This is a genomic window from Paenibacillus sp. PCH8 (assembly GCF_002968835.1).
Taxonomy (GTDB): Bacteria; Bacillota; Bacilli; order Paenibacillales; family Paenibacillaceae; genus Paenibacillus.
In genome coordinates this window covers 467,955-485,978 of record NZ_PKQK01000003.1, presented here as the reverse complement: position 1 = coordinate 485,978, position 18,024 = coordinate 467,955, and the positions used below count along the sequence as shown (strand labels likewise).

The 18,024-nt window shown below is 46.2% G+C and carries 12 protein-coding genes and 2 pseudogenes; 12 read left to right on the top strand and 2 right to left on the bottom strand.

Annotated elements, in window-relative coordinates; all coding sequences use genetic code 11:
• Positions 1-149: 149 nt before the first annotated feature.
• From mutS to glnA, 12 genes and pseudogenes are all read left to right on the top strand, one after another.
• Complete coding sequence (gene mutS, locus C0Q44_RS19490) at positions 150-2,951, top strand: DNA mismatch repair protein MutS (protein ID WP_105408907.1); 2,802 nt, start codon at positions 150-152, stop codon at positions 2,949-2,951.
• 20 nt (positions 2,952-2,971) lie between these two features.
• Positions 2,972-5,200, top strand: coding sequence for a DNA mismatch repair endonuclease MutL (gene mutL, locus C0Q44_RS19485; RefSeq protein ID WP_105408906.1), 2,229 nt, complete (start codon positions 2,972-2,974; stop codon positions 5,198-5,200).
• 17 nt (positions 5,201-5,217) lie between these two features.
• Positions 5,218-6,003 carry a class I SAM-dependent methyltransferase gene (locus C0Q44_RS19480; protein ID WP_105408905.1) on the top strand — a complete coding sequence of 262 codons (786 nt, stop codon included), beginning with the start codon at positions 5,218-5,220 and terminating at the stop codon, positions 6,001-6,003.
• Entirely contained in the window at positions 5,984-6,940 is a 957-nt protein-coding gene (gene miaA, locus C0Q44_RS19475) for a tRNA (adenosine(37)-N6)-dimethylallyltransferase MiaA (RefSeq protein ID WP_105408904.1), read from the top strand. The genes C0Q44_RS19480 and miaA overlap by 20 nt, the downstream gene beginning before the upstream one ends.
• Before the next feature lie 461 nt (positions 6,941-7,401).
• Positions 7,402-7,644: an RNA chaperone Hfq gene (gene hfq, locus C0Q44_RS19470; protein ID WP_105408903.1), complete on the top strand. Its 243-nt coding sequence runs from the start codon at positions 7,402-7,404 to the stop codon at positions 7,642-7,644.
• A gap of 170 nt (positions 7,645-7,814) precedes the next feature.
• Positions 7,815-10,474: pseudogene (locus C0Q44_RS19465) on the top strand (PBP1A family penicillin-binding protein).
• A 286-nt stretch (positions 10,475-10,760) separates the two neighbouring features.
• Complete coding sequence (locus C0Q44_RS19460) at positions 10,761-11,324, top strand: ribonuclease FAU-1 family protein (protein WP_105408902.1); 564 nt, start codon at positions 10,761-10,763, stop codon at positions 11,322-11,324.
• A 110-nt stretch (positions 11,325-11,434) separates the two neighbouring features.
• Positions 11,435-12,406: an AAA family ATPase gene (locus C0Q44_RS19455; RefSeq protein WP_105408901.1), complete on the top strand. Its 972-nt coding sequence runs from the start codon at positions 11,435-11,437 to the stop codon at positions 12,404-12,406.
• Between the two features lie 119 nt (positions 12,407-12,525).
• Positions 12,526-13,812, top strand: coding sequence for a GTPase HflX (gene hflX, locus C0Q44_RS19450; RefSeq protein ID WP_105408900.1), 1,287 nt, complete (start codon positions 12,526-12,528; stop codon positions 13,810-13,812).
• Between the two features lie 84 nt (positions 13,813-13,896).
• Positions 13,897-15,149, top strand: a pseudogene (locus tag C0Q44_RS19445) (methionine gamma-lyase family protein).
• An 82-nt stretch (positions 15,150-15,231) separates the two neighbouring features.
• A complete protein-coding gene (locus tag C0Q44_RS19440; protein WP_056689944.1) occupies positions 15,232-15,645 on the top strand; it encodes a MerR family transcriptional regulator in 414 nt (137 codons plus the stop codon).
• A gap of 129 nt (positions 15,646-15,774) precedes the next feature.
• Positions 15,775-17,103, top strand: coding sequence for a type I glutamate--ammonia ligase (glnA, locus tag C0Q44_RS19435; RefSeq protein ID WP_105408899.1), 1,329 nt, complete (start codon positions 15,775-15,777; stop codon positions 17,101-17,103).
• A 195-nt stretch (positions 17,104-17,298) separates the two neighbouring features.
• Here glnA and C0Q44_RS31880 read toward each other — a convergent pair whose 3' ends face one another.
• Together C0Q44_RS31880 and C0Q44_RS31875 are read right to left on the bottom strand one after the other, a co-directional pair.
• Positions 17,299-17,478: a tyrosine-type recombinase/integrase gene (locus tag C0Q44_RS31880; RefSeq protein WP_374955118.1), complete on the bottom strand. Its 180-nt coding sequence runs from the start codon at positions 17,476-17,478 to the stop codon at positions 17,299-17,301.
• Between the two features lie 222 nt (positions 17,479-17,700).
• Positions 17,701-17,760: a hypothetical protein gene (locus tag C0Q44_RS31875; RefSeq protein ID WP_374955129.1), complete on the bottom strand. Its 60-nt coding sequence runs from the start codon at positions 17,758-17,760 to the stop codon at positions 17,701-17,703.
• Between the last annotated feature and the right edge of the window lie 264 nt (positions 17,761-18,024).

Below are 18,024 nucleotides of genomic sequence, written 5' to 3'. Positions count from 1 at the left end.
CGGAAGAGTTGAAGCAGCAACCCGTGAAGGAAGTGGCTTACAGCCAAACACATAAGACGGAGGCGCGAACGGAGTGCCTGACCGTCTTATTGTCCTTCCACGACGCGTTTCTTCCTGACATTATAGGAACGGGATGGAGGATATTGATCATGGCTCAGTACACGCCAATGATTCAACAATATTTGCAAGTGAAGGCCGAAGCGCAGGATGCTTTTCTATTTTTTAGATTGGGTGACTTCTATGAACTGTTCTTCGAGGATGCGATTCATGCTTCCCGTGAACTTGAAATCACGCTGACCGCACGTAACGGGGGCACGGATGACAAAATTCCGATGTGCGGTGTACCTTATCATTCGGCTGACAATTACATACAGCGTCTGATTGAAAAAGGATATAAAGTGGCCATTTGCGAACAGATGGAAGATGCAAGTGTAACCAAAGGCATGGTACGACGTGAAATTGTACGTGTGGTCACACCTGGTACGGTAATGGAAGGCAAGAACCTGGGGGACAAGTCCAACAACTACATGGTCTGCCTCACGGGGAATCAGAATACGCTGGCGCTGGCAGCCTGTGATCTGTCAACGGGTGAGTTGTACGTGACATCGGTGCCCTATTCTAAGGAATGGCTCAAAGATGAGATCGGCATCTATGAACCATCGGAGCTGGTGGGGGATGCAGCGCTGCTTGAAACAGTGGAAGCCGAGGCCTCCCCAATCGGTCGCCCAGTGGTCTACACGACATGGACGAAGAGTAAGGAAGATCTGGTTCGTCAGCAGTTTGGTGAGGCCGTATGGGCCAGACTGGAACCTGAACGTCAAGCGTGTATTGCACGTCTTTTCTCCTATCTAAGTGAAACTCAGAAACGTTCTCTTGGGCAATTAACACAAATTTCAACGTATGAGCCGAATCATTATATGATCCTGGACCCGTTTACCCGCCGCAACCTGGAACTAGTGGAAACGGTACGTGAGCGCTCGAAGAAAGGTTCATTGCTCTGGTTGCTTGACCGGACAGAGACGTCCATGGGCGCGAGAATGTTACGCCGCTGGGTCGATAAGCCGTTGCTGCAAAAAGGGAAGATTAATGAGCGTCTGGAAGCAGTGGACACGCTATATAACCAGTTTATATTACGTGAGGATCTGCGGGCAGAACTCAAAGATATCTATGATCTGGAACGTCTGGTAGGCCGAATTGCTTTTGGTAATGCCAATGGTCGTGACCTGAATGCACTCAAGTCATCATTGGACAAAATTCCAGGGCTTCGTCAGCATTGCGCGGGATCATCTTCCATAACGCTGCAACATATTGCCGAAACAATGGATGATTGCCATGATCTGCGGGAGTCTATCGGGCAAGCCATTGTGGACGAGCCGCCTGTATCGGTGAAGGATGGAGGCTTGATTCGTGAAGGGTATCATGAACGTCTGGATGAACTTCGGGAGGCGTCGGTCAACGGAAAACAGTGGATCGCTGAGCTTGAAGCAAGAGAGCGTGAAGCGACGGGCATTCGATCTCTGAAAATTGGATATAACAAAGTGTTTGGTTATTATATTGAGATCACCAAATCCAATCTGTCTTCGTTGCCAGAGGGGCGTTATGAACGCAAACAGACACTTGCCAATGCAGAGCGTTACATTACGCCGGAGTTGAAGGAGAAAGAGACGCTGATCCTCGAAGCCCAGGATAAAATGGTTGATATTGAGTATGGCTTGTTCGCAGAACTGCGGGAGCGACTGAACAAAGAGATCGCAAGATTGCAGAAGCTGGCTGAACAGGTTGCAGAGATTGATGTGTATCAATCTTTTGCCGTGATAAGTGCGGAACGTAACTTTGTACGCCCTACGCTGACAGACGGTTATGATCTGGTTGTGCAACAAGGACGTCATCCGGTCGTAGAGGCAGTTATGCGTGATGGAGCATTTATTGCCAATCACACCGCAATGACGAAGGATGAGGCGCGTATTCTGCTGATTACCGGTCCGAATATGGCTGGTAAGAGTACGTATATGCGACAGGTCGCTTTAATCTCCATTCTGGCGCAAGTGGGTTGTTTTGTGCCTGCGGGTCAGGCGGAAGTGCCGATCATGGACCGTATTTTCACACGGATTGGTGCCGCGGATGATCTCATAGGTGGGCAAAGTACATTCATGGTGGAGATGGCGGACATCCAGGTCATGACAGACAAAGCGACGCCGCGCAGTCTGATTATTATCGATGAATTGGGCCGGGGAACATCCACCAGTGAAGGCATGGCGATTGCTCAATCTGTTATTGAATACGTCCATGATATTATTGGTTGCAAGGCTCTCGTATCTACTCATTTCCATGAGCTTGCTCATCTGGAGGAAAGTCTGGATAAGCTGGCGAACTACTCCATGGCGGTACAGGAGAGTGGTGATAAGGTTAACTTCTTGCGCAAATTGATAGCCGGAGCAGCCAGCAGCAGTTATGGTATCTATTGCGCACGCCTTGCAGGCCTGCCTGACAGCATTATTGAGCGGGCGAATGGACTTTTGCATGGGTTCGAACATGCGGCCGCGCAGGTAGCCGTTGGGAGCGAATATAACGGGAACGAGAAGCGGGAAACAGGTCTGAATGTACAAAGTGTAGAATTTGAACACACGGATTCCGTACCATTGATCCGGGAGCAGGAGACTGTGGAAAGTTTGGATCACACCTCTTCTACTGAAGATTTGGTTGTGGAGCAGTCTAGCAAGAAATCAAACAGAAAGGGACAGTCAGGTGCAAGTCAATCGGACGTGGTTCAACTGTCCATCTTTGGGGATGATGAGCCGAGAGTGGCAACGAAACCGGATGTAGTTGTGGTGGATAAACCAGCACGGGAATTCATCCGTTCGATGAAAGATATTGATGTCATGAATATGACGCCTTTACAGGCGATGCAGATATTGAATGATCTCAAATTAAAGGCACAGCAATTATCCTGAGGATATGGGAGGGAAAACCTGTGGCGAAAATACATGTACTGGATGAACATATTGCCAACCAGATCGCGGCGGGTGAGGTGGTCGAACGGCCAGCTTCAGTCGTCAAGGAGTTGCTCGAAAACGCAGTGGATGCAGGCGCCACCAAAATTGAGGTAACGGTGGAGGAAGGTGGCCTCCTGAGTATTCGTGTCAAAGACAATGGATCAGGTATCGAACCAGAGGATATGGAAACCGCCTTTTATCGTCATGCGACCAGCAAAATAGCTCATGGCCGAGATCTGTTCCAGATTACGAGTCTTGGATTCCGCGGAGAAGCCCTGGCGAGTATTGCCGCAGTATCCAAGGTAGAGGTGTTATCAGCAAGTGGAAATGACGGGCGAGGGCGTCGCATCGTGATTGAAGGCGGGAACCTTCGCTCACACGAAGATGCAACTTCACCCCAAGGTACCGATTTTGCAGTGAAAGAACTATTTTACAATACGCCAGCCAGACTCAAATATATGAAAACCATCCAGACCGAGCTGGGACATATATCAGATGTCCTCTATCGGATGGCGATGTCTCATCCAAATATTTCGTTCAGGCTGCGTCATAATGAGAATGTGTTGCTTCAGACGCTCGGAAATGGAGATCTGCTGCAAGTAGTTGCCGCGATCTATGGCACAAGTGCGGCGAAAGCGATGCTGCCCATTCAGGGAGAAAATCTGGATTACCGAGTAAGCGGGTTAATCAGCCTACCAGAATGGACACGTGCGAATCGGGGTGGCATGTCCACCATCGTAAATGGTAGATATATTCGTAATTATGGGCTGAATCAGGCCATTCTAAAGGCCTATCATACGCTACTGCCAATTAATCGCTTCCCGCTACTCGTTGTTCAACTGGAGATGCATCCATCCCTTGTCGATGTGAACGTGCATCCGGCCAAATTGGAAGTTCGGTTCAGTAAAGAAGCGGAGCTGTATGAATTTGTGGAGTCAACGATGCGAGGGATATTGCGGCAGGAGGTACTGATCCCGCAGGTCAAGAAGCAACAGATTCGGCGTGGGGACGATAGTTCCTTTATTCAGGAACAATTTCTCTTTCCCCGAGGCCCTCTGAAAGATGCGACAGAACCAGAAGGATATGGGCAACAAGGACCGCTGGGAAAACACGCACCTGCTACACCTGCCGTATCTGCGAAAATGACTGCGGAAGATGATGACCTGGATTTGGATGCTCCCGCAGATGTGCCAGCAGGACACACGGGGCCTGAGCAGGCTCAGACAATGCCGTTACCCGAAGCGCCACCCGAGATGAACCCACCTTCTGAAGCATTAGGAAATGGGAGCGGGGATATCCTTATTGGAGATACGCTCCATAGTAAAGATACTGATAACGAGAAGGGGAACTCTGTTCACCTTCCAGCTTCTTCAGAGGGCGGCAAAACCAGCTCCATAGAAAGTAATACACAGGTTGCCGTGTCTTCTCAAGAGCATGGAGCAGCCGCAGACCGGCAAGGTGACCCTGCTGCTTATCGCTCCAACTCGGTAAATTCTCCGGTGAGGGAAAGTCGTTCAACATATAATCCGTCTGCGGTTTCCAGAAATGAACGGACGTGGAAAACTTCAAGTTTACCTGATGCGACAAGACTTGCAGCTGCAATTAAATCGGATGTATCGATGCCCGCATTTCCCGAGCTGAGTCTGATCGGACAGCATCATGGCACGTATCTGATCGCGCAAAATGACGAAGGTTTGTATCTAATCGATCAGCATGCCGCCCATGAACGTGTGAATTACGAGTACTATTACGAGCAATTTGGTAACCCTGCTCAGGCTTCACAAGAGTTACTGCTGCCCATTACGTTGGAGTTCACACCCTCCGAGACGGAAAAGCTTAAAACAAGGCTGGCTTGGTTCGAGCAGGCAGGTGTATATCTGGAACATTTTGGTGGACAAACATTCCGTGTACGCTCCCATCCGTTCTGGTTTCCCCAAGGGGACGAGAAAGATATTATTGAAGAAATGTCAGAATGGGTGCTCAGCGAACGAAGCATTGATATTGCAAAAATGCGGGAAGCAGCTTCGATCATGTGCTCGTGCAAAGCATCAATCAAAGCCAATCAGAAGTTGACGGATCAGGAGGCAGAAGTGCTGATTCAGCGTCTGGGCTCGTGTCGACAACCTTACACTTGTCCGCATGGGCGACCGATTGTGATCTCATTTTCAACTTATGATCTGGAGAAATTATTTAAACGGGTCATGTAGCTATTTAGGAGGACAATATGTATATTACAACCGGTGAAAAGGAAGCAACTTCACTTGTGGAGCGTGCCCGAAACCTTGCTGAAACAACAGGGGGTACTTACGTACGGCGTAATAAAATGTCTCTGCCCATGATGATTGAACATTATGGGGCGGAGGAGGTTCTGGTTGTACTCCAGGGTAAAGTACGATTGTTTAGGAAGGATTCACCGTTGCTGGAGTTCCACCCCAGTATGGGATTTGTTCGTGCCAAACGTATATTAAGAGGAGAACCTGATCCGCTACTGGAGGCGGGGGCAGTGAATGAAGGGGATACCATCATCGATTGTACAGCCGGACTAGGCACGGATGCACTTGTATTCTCGGTTGCAGTGGGCAAAAGTGGACGGGTAATTGCATGTGAGAGCTCTCTTCCGCTATATACACTATTAGTGGAGGGCATGTCTCAATATGAGACGATCAAGCCGGCGGTAAATGAAGCTTTCCGGCGCATTGAGCTGCATCATGCGAATCATCTCGATTTGCTTCGATCCTTGCCCAATCAAAGCTGTGACACGGTATATTTTGACCCGATGTTCCGTGAACCAATGTTGGATTCAAGTTCCATACAGCCTTTGCGAGATTATGCGAATGCTCATGCATTGGATGAACAGAGCATTATAGAAGCGAGACGGGTTGCCCGTAAACGGGTAGTTATGAAAGAAAAGCGCGGCAGCATGGAGTTTGACAAGCTGGGATTTGAAATACTTGATCGGGCGAATGCAAAAACCCTGTACGGAGTGATTAATGTTGAAAGCGGAAGTTAAACCAAAGCCTAAACTGCTTGTGCTGGTTGGACCAACAGCAGTAGGCAAAACGAGAATGAGCATCGAGCTTGCCCAAGCCTTCAATTGTGAGATCATCTCAGGGGATTCGATGCAGGTATATCGTGAAATGGATATTGGCACAGCCAAAATTACAATTGAAGAAATGAAGGGTGTACCCCATCATCTCATAGACATCCATGAACCGGAGTACCCGTATTCCGTAGCTGAATTCCAGGAGAGCTGTACACGCCTGATTGGTCAAATCCATGAACGTGGCAATATGCCTTTTATTGTTGGTGGAACCGGTCTGTATGTGGAGTCGGTATGTTATGGCTTCCAGTTTTCAGATAGCGGTTCGGATGAAGCGTTCAGGGAAGAACAATTCAGCTATGCGGAGCTACATGGAGCACAAGCTCTTCATGATCGATTGAGGGATGTGGACCCGGTTAGCGCGGATCGTCTGCATCCCAATGATCAGCGGCGAATTGTACGGGCGCTTGAGATCAATCATCTCACAGGTGAGAAGTGGTCCGACCAGTTGGCAGCACAGAAGAAAGAGTCGCCTTATGATCTCCTTATTGTGGGCTTGACGATGGATCGCCAGAAGTTGTATGCCCGGGTGGAGGAACGGATAGATCTCATGATCGAACAAGGTCTGGTGGATGAAGTGAAATCCTTGATGGAGCGCGGGGTTGCCAGAGGTCATATATCCATGCAAGGGCTGGGGTATAAGGAAATTGCAGCGTTTTTGCAAGGAGAAGTGAGCTGGGAAGCTGCTGTTGAGTGGTTGAAAAGGGATACACGTCGTTTTGCGAAACGTCAATTGTCCTGGTTCCGTCATATGAAGGATATTGAATGGGTGGATATGACGGACACTGAAGATTTTGAAGGCAATTATAAGCAGGTATGTGAGTTGATTAAACGGAAGTTTCAGTGATTTTGAGCTGGATTAAAGCATTGGATCAGAAATGTTGAACCTCTATCTTTTGAAAATTTAAAAGGATAGAGGTTTTTTGTTATCATAGAAAGATGGGATTTATGTTAACAAAAGGTGATTTGAGTGATATTCGAACGGGTAAATGGGAAAATCATAGATCGAAAAAAACAGTAGTATAACCTCTAGAACAAGCTCAATATATTCCCATCACCGAGATGTGAATCTGCATGAATTACACCGAGAAATCGAAGGGTTTATCCCTCTTTTGCAAAACCAGTAAGCGGTGTATAATGGATAAGTCTTCTAGTTATTCAGCATGCCAAGACTGGGGTGTAAAATAGTAGACAAGGGGTTTTTGTGGATTATATGAAACTGTTCATGATATAATAGCACGAAAGCTACTCAGCGATATTGAATAGTACTTGAACACGAATTCAAATGAACCAATGGGGGTACGGCTAATGAACAAGTCCATCAACATCCAAGATACGTTCTTGAACCAACTGCGGAAAGAAAATATTCCGGCTACGGTCTATTTGACCAATGGCTTCCAGATCCGCGGGACGATCAAGGCATTTGACAATTTTACGATCGTCATTGACAGCGACGGACGCCAGCAAATGGTCTACAAGCATGCCATCTCCACGTTCACGCCGCAACGCAGCGTATCGCTGATGCAGCAAGATAACAACAGCGAAGCATAAAAATGTCGAAACCTTTTCACCAACCATTTCGTTTACAAGTATAGGCACTGAAACAGAGCAACCTGAATAAAAGGGTTGTTCTTTTCATTCCGGGCAAAATATGTTCAATATAAGCCTGCGCCAAATAAACGAATAGAAATTATGCAACCGAAAGGGAGTCAGGAGGTAACATGCCAAACGATCCGTTGTCGAGGTCTAACAATCGCAACAACAATAACAAGTCAACCAAAAAAGCGAAGCCAAAGACCTCTAAAAAGAAAAAAATTACGGGTAAACGCGTTGGATGGACACTATTTTTCACAATGGCAATCGCCATATTCTGTGCACTTGGCGGATATTTATTTATTATGGTGAGTGGTGAGAATCTGCTCAAAGCTAACATGGATAAAACAACAATAAATGAAACTTCAAAAGTATATGATCGCAATGGACAATTAATGGGTGAGTTATCCATTCAGAAACTCGAACCAGTAGTGGGCGATGATATTCCCAAACTGGTGAAGGAAGCATTCGTTGCAACCGAGGATAAACGGTTCTACGATCACCAGGGTGTGGATATCTGGTCCATCGGTCGTGCAGCAGTAAAGGACGTTATGGCACGTTCGATGGTGGAGGGTGGCAGTACGCTGACCCAGCAACTCGCCAAGAATATGTTCTTGTCTCGTGACAAGACGTTCTTCCGGAAAGCAACGGAAGTGTCGATCGCCATGGCCTTGGAGCGCAAGTACACAAAAGACGAGATCCTGACGATGTATCTAAACCGGATTTTCTTCGGACATCAGCGTTACGGAATCAAGGCTGCATCTGAATTTTATTTTGGCGAAAAAGATCTGAATAGACTTGAATTGTGGGAAATTGCGACACTGGCTGCGATGCCTAAAGGGCCTTCTGCGTATAACCCATTAAGTAATCCGAATGATTCCAAGGCACGCCGGGGTGTGGTTCTACAGTTAATGTACGAACAAGGCTATATCACCGAGGCTGAGATGGTTAAAGCTAAAGCAGTGGATTACAAACACACCCCGCCAGTGAAAGACAAGAAATATCAAGCTTTTATCGATTACGTGCTACGTGAAGCTGAGCGTGTAACTGGTAAGACGGAAGATGATCTGAATATCGGCGGATACAAAATCTATACGACGATGGATGCTCAGGCTCAAACAGCTATGGAAAGTGCCTTCACGGATGATAGTCTGTTCGAGGCAAGCAAAGATGATCAACAGGTTCAAGGCTCCATGGTGATCATGAACCATGAGAATGGTAGCCTCGTTGCCCTCCTTGGTGGACGGGATTATCAGACTAAAGGATATAGCCGTGTAACGCAGAGTCGAAGACAACCAGGTTCAGCTTTTAAACCGATTGTGTCTTATGCACCGGCTCTTGAATCAGGGAATTACAGTGCTAATTCGTCTCTTAGTAATGCGAAGCAATGTTTTGGTAACTACTGTCCTGGTAACTTGCATGGTTATTCTTCAACGATCAGTATGACGGAAGCCATTACGAAGTCGGAAAATATTCCGGCGGTGTGGCTACTCGATAAAATAGGGGTTAACACAGGCATTAATTTTGCCAAGAGTGTAGGTATACAGCTTACGGATGAAGACAAAAACCTGGCGATTGCCCTCGGTGGTTTGAGCAAAGGTACTAATACACTGGAAATGGCGCAAGCCTACAGTTCATTTGCCAACCTCGGGGAATATCGACAAGCCTATTCCATTAAGGAAATTAAGGATAGCGCAGGAAAATCAACGTTCAAACACGATAACTCGGACACTACGCGTGTCATGAGTGAGCAAAATGCGTATCAGCTTACACAGATGTTGCAAAACGTGGTGAATGACGGTACGGGACGTTCAGCACGTCTGGATCGTCCGGTTGCAGGTAAAACAGGTACGGTCCAAAGTGGTATCTCTGGCAATAGTTCCAACCGTGATGTATGGTTTGTTGGATATACGCCAGAATGGACTGCCGCAGTGTGGATGGGATATGACAAGCCAGATGCGAATCATATGCTCAAGAACAGCAGTAAGCTGTCGGCGTCCTTCTTTGCCAAAGTCATGGGAGATGCATTAAAAGGAGTTCCGGTGAAGGAGTTTAAAGCACCTGCTGGTGGGCAAACACCTCCGCCAAAACAGGAACCGCAGCAACCGACATTGTCTGTTGGCGGCCTAAGTGGGTCTTACGATCCGTCTGCACAGACCGTATCCCTGAGTTGGACTGGAACGGGTGACGCGAGCACGCAATATCGTGTGTATCGTAAGGAAACATCTGAAGCCCAGTTCACCCATCTCATTGATGCGATAGGAGCGACCAATGCACAGGATCTAAGCGCAATGCCTGGTCTGACTTATGAGTACTATGTCACGGCTTATGACCTGGCTTCTGGACTTGAAACGGATCCTTCCAATACCATATCATTGATGATTGAAGCACAGGAAATGGAACCGGAGCAGCCTGATCCGGGCATTGACCCAGGAACAGAGGGGGAACCGGAGCAGCCAGGAACAGAGAATCCGGATAATGGTTCGATCGACAATGGCAATTCGAACGGGAATAACGGCAATGGTAACGAAAATGGCAACAACGGAAATGGAAATGGTAACAACGGGAACAATGGTAACAACGGCGGAGCCGGTCAGGGAAGTGGCCAACCTGGGGAGGAAACACATCGCCTGGTCAGGGAACCACAGATCCAGGTGGCACAGGTGAGGGCCCCAATGATGGATCGGTAACGACGCCGGGCGAAGTTGTAACACCAGACAACGGAACGAGCGGCGATACTGGAGAAACAGAGGCACCAGCAGACCCTCAAGCTGGAGCCGGTGGTTAGAAAACTGATTCCTTGAATAGTTAGATTGAAATAAAACTGCTTCCCGGAATACCGGTGAAGCAGTTTTTTTGTGTTCTATAGATCATCTGAGATAGCAGCATATTGGACGAATAGTTGGGACAAAGCTTGATTTTGAGTGTATAACTTAAATATGGTAAGCTGTAACTATTCGTAATACGTTGTGCAAAACAGATCCAGAGCGCTGGAATCTGTCATGCGGACGTTATACATTGTTCACCAATATCAGAGCAGGTCACGGACCTGTAGTCGGCAAAGAGGGGTTCGTATGAAACGGAAATTCGGGGATCGCGCGAACTGGCGCCGGATTACGAACCGACAATTTACATGCCGGTTCGTTCAATCCAACATGTTCACAGGTTATATTACGCTGTACACCATACAAGATCTGAAAGAACCTCTGTGGAAAACGTATGGAGGCAGTACCTTCTGTATCGCAGATAAAGGTTATTCCTGGCTGCAATACTATCCGAAGGGAGAACACTTTGTGGTTACGGCGATGTTTGACGATCAGCAACGGATTGTGGAGTGGTATATTGATACATGCCGTAGTCAGGGCATAACGGATCAGGGTGTCCCTTGGTTTGATGATCTGTATCTGGATGTCGTTGTCCTGAAAGATGGAGAAGTATTTTTGCTGGATGAGGATGAACTCGAAGATGCACTGTCACGGAAACATATTACGGCGGGCGACTATGACCTCGCGAACAAGACAGCAAAGGAACTGCTGCATGCCATCGATGCACATGTATTTCCGTACTTCCAGTTATCACTGAAGCATAGACTGAGTTTGTTTGAGAACGGAGAGTTTCGAAAAAATATTCAGATTTGATACCAATAATTTGCTGTAGAAATCTTCATCATCCTTCTAATATTGGAGCACTTGATAGAATACATTAATAATCAGGAGAGTTCAGCCCGATAAAATAGAGGTGATGGCGTATGAACGGACGGGTCATGGCTGCAGGAGGGCAACCGGGAGGCAGACCATCCAGGCAAATTAATGTTGTGTTACGTAATCAGGAACCTCAGATGTTGGTCAAAGACGAAGCAGCAGCAGTACAGGCAGCTAAGAGTATAACCAAACATGCACACTTCCAAGAGATACAGAGTGAATTGGAGCAACTGGTTGGACTCGAAAATATCAAGGACTTGGTATTTGAAATCTATGCTTTCCTACAGATAGCTCAAATGCGTACTGAAGCAGGCTTACACAGTGGTGCGCACGTGTATCATATGGTTTTCAAAGGAAATCCAGGGACGGGTAAGACAACCGTGGCCAGGATCGTCGCCAAACTGTTTCAGAAGATGGGTGTGTTGAGTAAAGGGCATCTGATTGAAGTGGAGCGTGCAGATCTGGTAGGAGAGTACATTGGTCACACGGCGCAGAAAACAAGAGATCTGGTCAAGAAGGCGCTCGGTGGAATCTTGTTTATTGATGAGGCGTATAGTCTTGCTCGCGGTGGTGAAAAGGATTTTGGCAAGGAAGCTATTGATACGCTTGTAAAGTCCATGGAGGATAATAAAAATCAGTTTATTCTGATTCTAGCCGGATACTCGGAAGAGATTGATTTTTTCCTTCAGACGAACCCGGGTCTGCCTTCCCGTTTTCCGATCCAAGTGGAGTTTCCAGACTACAGCATTGATCAGTTGATTCAAATCTCCGAAATCATGGCCAAAGAGCGTGATTATATCTTGATGCCACAGACCATACTCAAATTAAAGCAGCAGCTGCTTCAAGAGAAAAATGATTCGCTCCATGCATTCAGTAACGCACGATATGTTCGTAATGCTATTGAGCGTTCGATTAGGCATCAAGCGGTTCGATTGTTGGAACAATATACAGAAGGCAGTCCAGGTAAACTGGAGCTGATGACAATCCGTACTGAGGATTTGAACTTTGAGCGAAAGTAAGCGATAATATAGTTTTTACACCAGCCGGCCGGGCCAACCGGTTCGGCTTAAGGCATGCCATGGCATATTCATGGCGATGAATATCAACGGATAAGCAATTAGAGGGAGTGAACATATACATGACAAATGGTACACATGATACAGATATGGTCAAAAAAGACCGCGCCGTCTTGGTGAGTCTGGTTACGGACGATGTAAAACGTACAGGCATTAATCCTGAGTACTCTCTGGAGGAACTGGTGAAACTTGCCGAGACAGCTGGAGTGGAAGTGCTGAGTGTACTCTCACAGAACAGGGAAAAACGTGATACCAAATGGTTCATTGGTAAAGGGAAGGTAGAAGAGCTTCGTGCGATTGCGGAGGAACTGGGAGCAACCACAGCTATTTTTGATCAGGAGTTGTCAGGAGCTCAGGTTCGTAATCTGGAAGAGACCTTGGATCTCAAGATTATTGATCGTACCCAATTAATTTTGGACATCTTCGCACAACGTGCTAATACAAGAGAAGGTATCATTCAAGTAGAATTGGCTCAACATAGCTACTTGCTGCCGCGCTTATCGGGTCATGGCAAGAACCTGTCCAGACTCGGTGGAGGAATCGGAACAAGAGGTCCGGGGGAAAGTAAGCTGGAGACGGACCGTCGTCATATCCGTGGTCGCATCGATGATCTGAAACGACATCTGGAAGAATTGACACGTCATCGTAAGTTACATCGTGAACGTCGCAAAAAGACCGGGATTGTTCAAGTGGCTCTTGTCGGTTATACGAACGCTGGTAAATCAACCCTGCTCAAGCAGTTGACTGCCGCGGATGTCTACATTCAAGATCAGCTTTTTGCTACACTTGATCCAACATCACGTACAATGGAACTTCCAAGTGGCAAAGAGATTGTGCTTACCGACACGGTTGGTTTTATTCAAAATCTACCTCATGATCTGATCGCAGCTTTCCGGGCAACGCTGGAGGAAGTAAATGAAGCAGATCTGATCCTGCATGTTGTGGATGCCTCATCTGCTATGCGGGAAGATCAGATGCGAACCGTTAACACGATTCTGCAACAGTTGGGTTCAGGAGATAAGGCACAGTTAGTGTTGTATAACAAAAAAGATGCATGCACACCAGAGCAACTTGAGATGCTTCCACTGGATAAGGACCATATCAAAGTAAGCGCATTGGATTCAGAAGATTTGCTTAAAATCCGTGAATTGATCCAGGCAGAGCTGACAGGTGACACGAAACGCTTCCGTATTCCGGCAGAACGTGGTGATCTTACATCTGTACTCTATAAGATTGGTGATGTAGTTGAGACGAACTTTGAAGAAAATGATGTAATCTATGAAGTGGAATTGCAAACAGGTGAATATGAGAAATATGGGTATTTACTTGAAGAATTTATTGAACTGTAATATTCGTGACATATTTGTGTGATAAGTTCACACGATGATGAATAATCAACGTCAGATTAGTGCTATGAAGGGGAATGAAGCAAGATGGCAAGCTTTGATTCAGAAATATCTGATCTACAACATCAAGTGGAGCGTCAGATTGAAGGGCAACTACAGCAGATTGATCGGATCACGGATCACAACCAATGGAAGGTTATAAATGCCTTCCAACAGCGAAAAGTAAGTGATTTCCACTTTGCAGGATCAACAGGTTATGCGTATAACGATCGTGGGCGAGAAGTGCTTGATGAAGTATATGCTGATGTTTTCGGCGCGGAAGCCGCACTGGTACGTCCTCATTTTGCTTCAGGTACACATACGATTAGTACAGCTCTATTCGGAGTATTACGTCCAGGTGACGAGTTGTTGTACATCACGGGTAAGCCTTATGACACATTGCATAAAGTTATTGGCAAACCCGGCGATGGTACTGGTTCGTTGTGTGACTTCGGCATCGGTTACCAGGAGACTGCCTTAACTGCCGATGGCGGAGTGGACTGGACCGCAGTAGAGAGAAGTATTACACCGGCTACGAAAGTAATCGGAATCCAACGTTCACGTGGTTATGACTGGCGCTCATCCTTCTGCATTGCTGAGATTGCTGAAATGGTTACGCGTGTTAAAGCGATGAAGGAAGATGTTATCGTGTTCGTGGATAATTGTTACGGTGAATTCACGGAGGAGCGTGAACCGACAGAAGTCGGGGTTGATCTAATGGCCGGATCGCTGATTAAGAATCCGGGTGGAGGGATTGCGGAAACCGGAGGATACATATGTGGGAAGGAAGAGTATGTCCAACTGGCAGCATATCGTCTGACAGCCCCTGGCATTGGGGGGAGGTTGGAGCCATGCTGGGAACAACACGTGGTATCTACCAAGGACTTTACATGGCTCCGACAATTGTTGGACAAGCTATCAAAGGAAGTACGTTCGCTGCCGCGGTGTTTGCGGAATCTGGATTTGTGACTAAACCCGCCTGGAACGAATCTCGTACAGATCTGATCCAAGCTGTTCAGTTTAGCTCTGCAGAGCATCTGATTGCCTTCGTACAAGGTATTCAACGTGCAGCGGCTGTAGATAGCCATGTGGTTCCTGAACCGTGGGACATGCCTGGTTATGAGCATCCTGTCATTATGGCGGCAGGTACGTTCATTCAGGGCGGAAGTCTGGAATTATCAGCTGATGCGCCTATTCGGGAGCCGTATATCGGGTATATGCAAGGTGGACTAACATACTCTCATGTTAAATATGGCGTTTTAATGGCATTACAGACCATGAAAGATCGCAAATTATTGTGAGTTTATCTAACATGTCATTGACACTTGGTAATAACTAAATGTACAATAGGGTCAAGAATAGATGACTGGAAGGTTGATGAACATGGGTGATGAAATCCGCAGAAATATGGCCTTATTCCCAATTGGTATTGTAATGAAACTTACAGATCTGTCCGCACGGCAGATTCGTTATTATGAACAGCACAGCTTGATTGTTCCTGCGAGAACGTCAGGTAATCAGCGTTTGTTTTCTTTTAATGACGTAGAGAGACTGCTGGAGATCAAGGCTTTGATTGAAAAAGGAGTAAACATTGCGGGTATCAAACAAGTGATGAATCCTGTTTCAAAAGAATCCGAGGAAGCTACAGTCATCACGCCGGATACTGAAGTCAAACGCAGAGAGTTGTCCGATACGCAGTTGCACCGCTTGCTGAAGCAACAGCTTGTGTCAGGTAAGAGACCTGGACAAGTATCTCTCATTCAGGGAGAGCTCTCTCGATTTTTTAATAAAAAGTAAGTTCATATAACTTGGCGAGTGAGCAAAAATCATGCACTTGTGATGTCAGACTCCTTGACCCGTGGAACTTTCTAATGTACAAATATAACAGGCAAGCCAAATACGCAGATAAGAAAGGGAGAGGGAATCATGAGTTATACAAAAGAAGATATTCTCCGCATCTCAAAAGAAGAAAACGTACGATTCATTCGATTGCAATTTACCGATTTGCTTGGAGCTATCAAAAACGTTGAGATTCCTGTAAGCCAGTTGACTAAAGCGCTGGATAACAAAATGATGTTTGATGGTTCTTCCATTGAAGGTTATGTTCGTATTGAAGAATCCGACATGTACCTCTATCCAGATCTCGATTCTTGGCTTATTTTCCCATGGGTCGCAGAGAATCGTGTTGCTCGTCTGATCTGTGATGTATATCTTCCAGATGGAAATCCATTCCCAGGAGATCCGCGCCGCGTGTTGAAACGTGTCCTGAAGGAAGCCGAAGAAATGGGATTCACTTCCTTCAACGTTGGTCCTGAACCCGAGTTCTTCTTGTTCAAAACAGACGAAAAAGGAAACCCGACTAACGAACTGAATGACCAAGGTGGTTATTTCGACCTTGCGCCTACGGATCTTGGTGAAAACTGTCGTCGTGACATCGTTATCACACTTGAAGAAATGGGATTTGAAATCGAAGCTTCCCATCATGAGGTAGCTCCAGGTCAGCATGAGATCGACTTTAAATATGCTGATGCTCTGAAAGCAGCAGACCAGATCCAAACGTTCAAACTCGTTGTTAAAACGATTGCACGTCAGCATGGTTTACATGCTACCTTTATGCCAAAACCACTGTTTGGGATGAACGGATCCGGTATGCACTGCAACCAATCCTTGTTCAAAGGCAATGTGAACGCATTCGTTGACGAGTCGGACGAGTTGGGTCTGAGCAAAACGGCACGTCACTTCATGGCTGGAACTCTGAAGCATGCGCGTGCGTTTGCAGCAATTACTAACCCAACTGTGAACTCATACAAACGTCTTGTACCAGGTTATGAAGCCCCTTGCTATGTAGCATGGTCTGCTAGTAACCGTAGCCCAATGATCCGTATTCCAGCTTCCCGTGGTCTCAGTACACGTGTTGAGGTTCGTAACCCGGATCCGGCTGCTAACCCTTACCTTGCTTTGGCTGTATTGCTGAAAGCAGGTCTGGATGGAATCAAACGTGAGCTTTCCTTACCAGCTCCAATTGACCGTAACATCTACATCATGTCAGAAGAAGAGCGTGTGGAAGAAGGCATTCCAAGCTTACCGGCTGACCTGAAAGAAGCGTTGAATGAATTGATACGCAGCGAAGTTATCTGTGACGCTCTCGGCGACCATGCCCTGGCTCACTTCTACGAGCTGAAAGAAATTGAGTGGGATATGTACCGCACACAAGTCCACCAATGGGAACGCGATCAATATATCACGTTGTACTAATTGAATAAACCTTATACCTACGGGGTTTTTTGAGGATCTGAATGGGGGACGTTTGAATAGGGATTTCACTTCTATTGAGGAGTGTCCCCCAAACGTCCCCCATTTTGATTTTTTGAACCAAGAATGTTGGCAGTATACTGTTCATACTTATCAATATTGTGTTGCTCTAACTTTTTGGAGATGTGAGCATATATATCAGGAGGTGATCTGCACACTTCCATGACCAAGCTGTTCTTGAACAAATTTTATGTCTGCACCGGCTTCAAGCATGAGTACAGCATATGTGTGTCTAAGAGAATGGATTCGAAGATCTTCACTTAACTCTGCACGCTTTATAATCCTCTGGAAAGCATTGAAGAGGGTAGACTTTGGCATGTGGTTTCCGTCGTTTCGACACAACACTAAATTTAGATCATGCCTGTACATGGATTCTCCCAGGTTAATTTTATTTTGGTTTTGCCAAGTGGCGTGATATCTCAAATCATTGATTAAGCTAGCGCTTACAGTAATTGTGCACGTAGATCTGAAGGTTTTTGTATCTCCAAATAGCTCATCATCATTTTCTGCCTGAAAGTCAAGCGTTTCATCAATGTGTATCTATTTTTCCTTGAAGTTAATATCAGACCATTTTAAAGCTGCTGCTTCACCTTTTCTCATACCTGTTTCAAGAAGAAGCTTAAAGAAAATCCAATAGATATATCCATATCCTCTTAGACTAGATGAGCCTCTTTTTATAAGTTTGAATACAATCTATAGAAAAACTCAAGTATTGCAATCTATGGATATCGAAGATATATCATCAGAAGTCTCAATTGAAAATATTCAAAGGTTAAAATATCAATTTGATGACTGTATCAGAAAATTAAACGCATTTGTGGAAGAGAATTCCTAATTGAGTCACTTTGCCTTGTTGGTATTTTA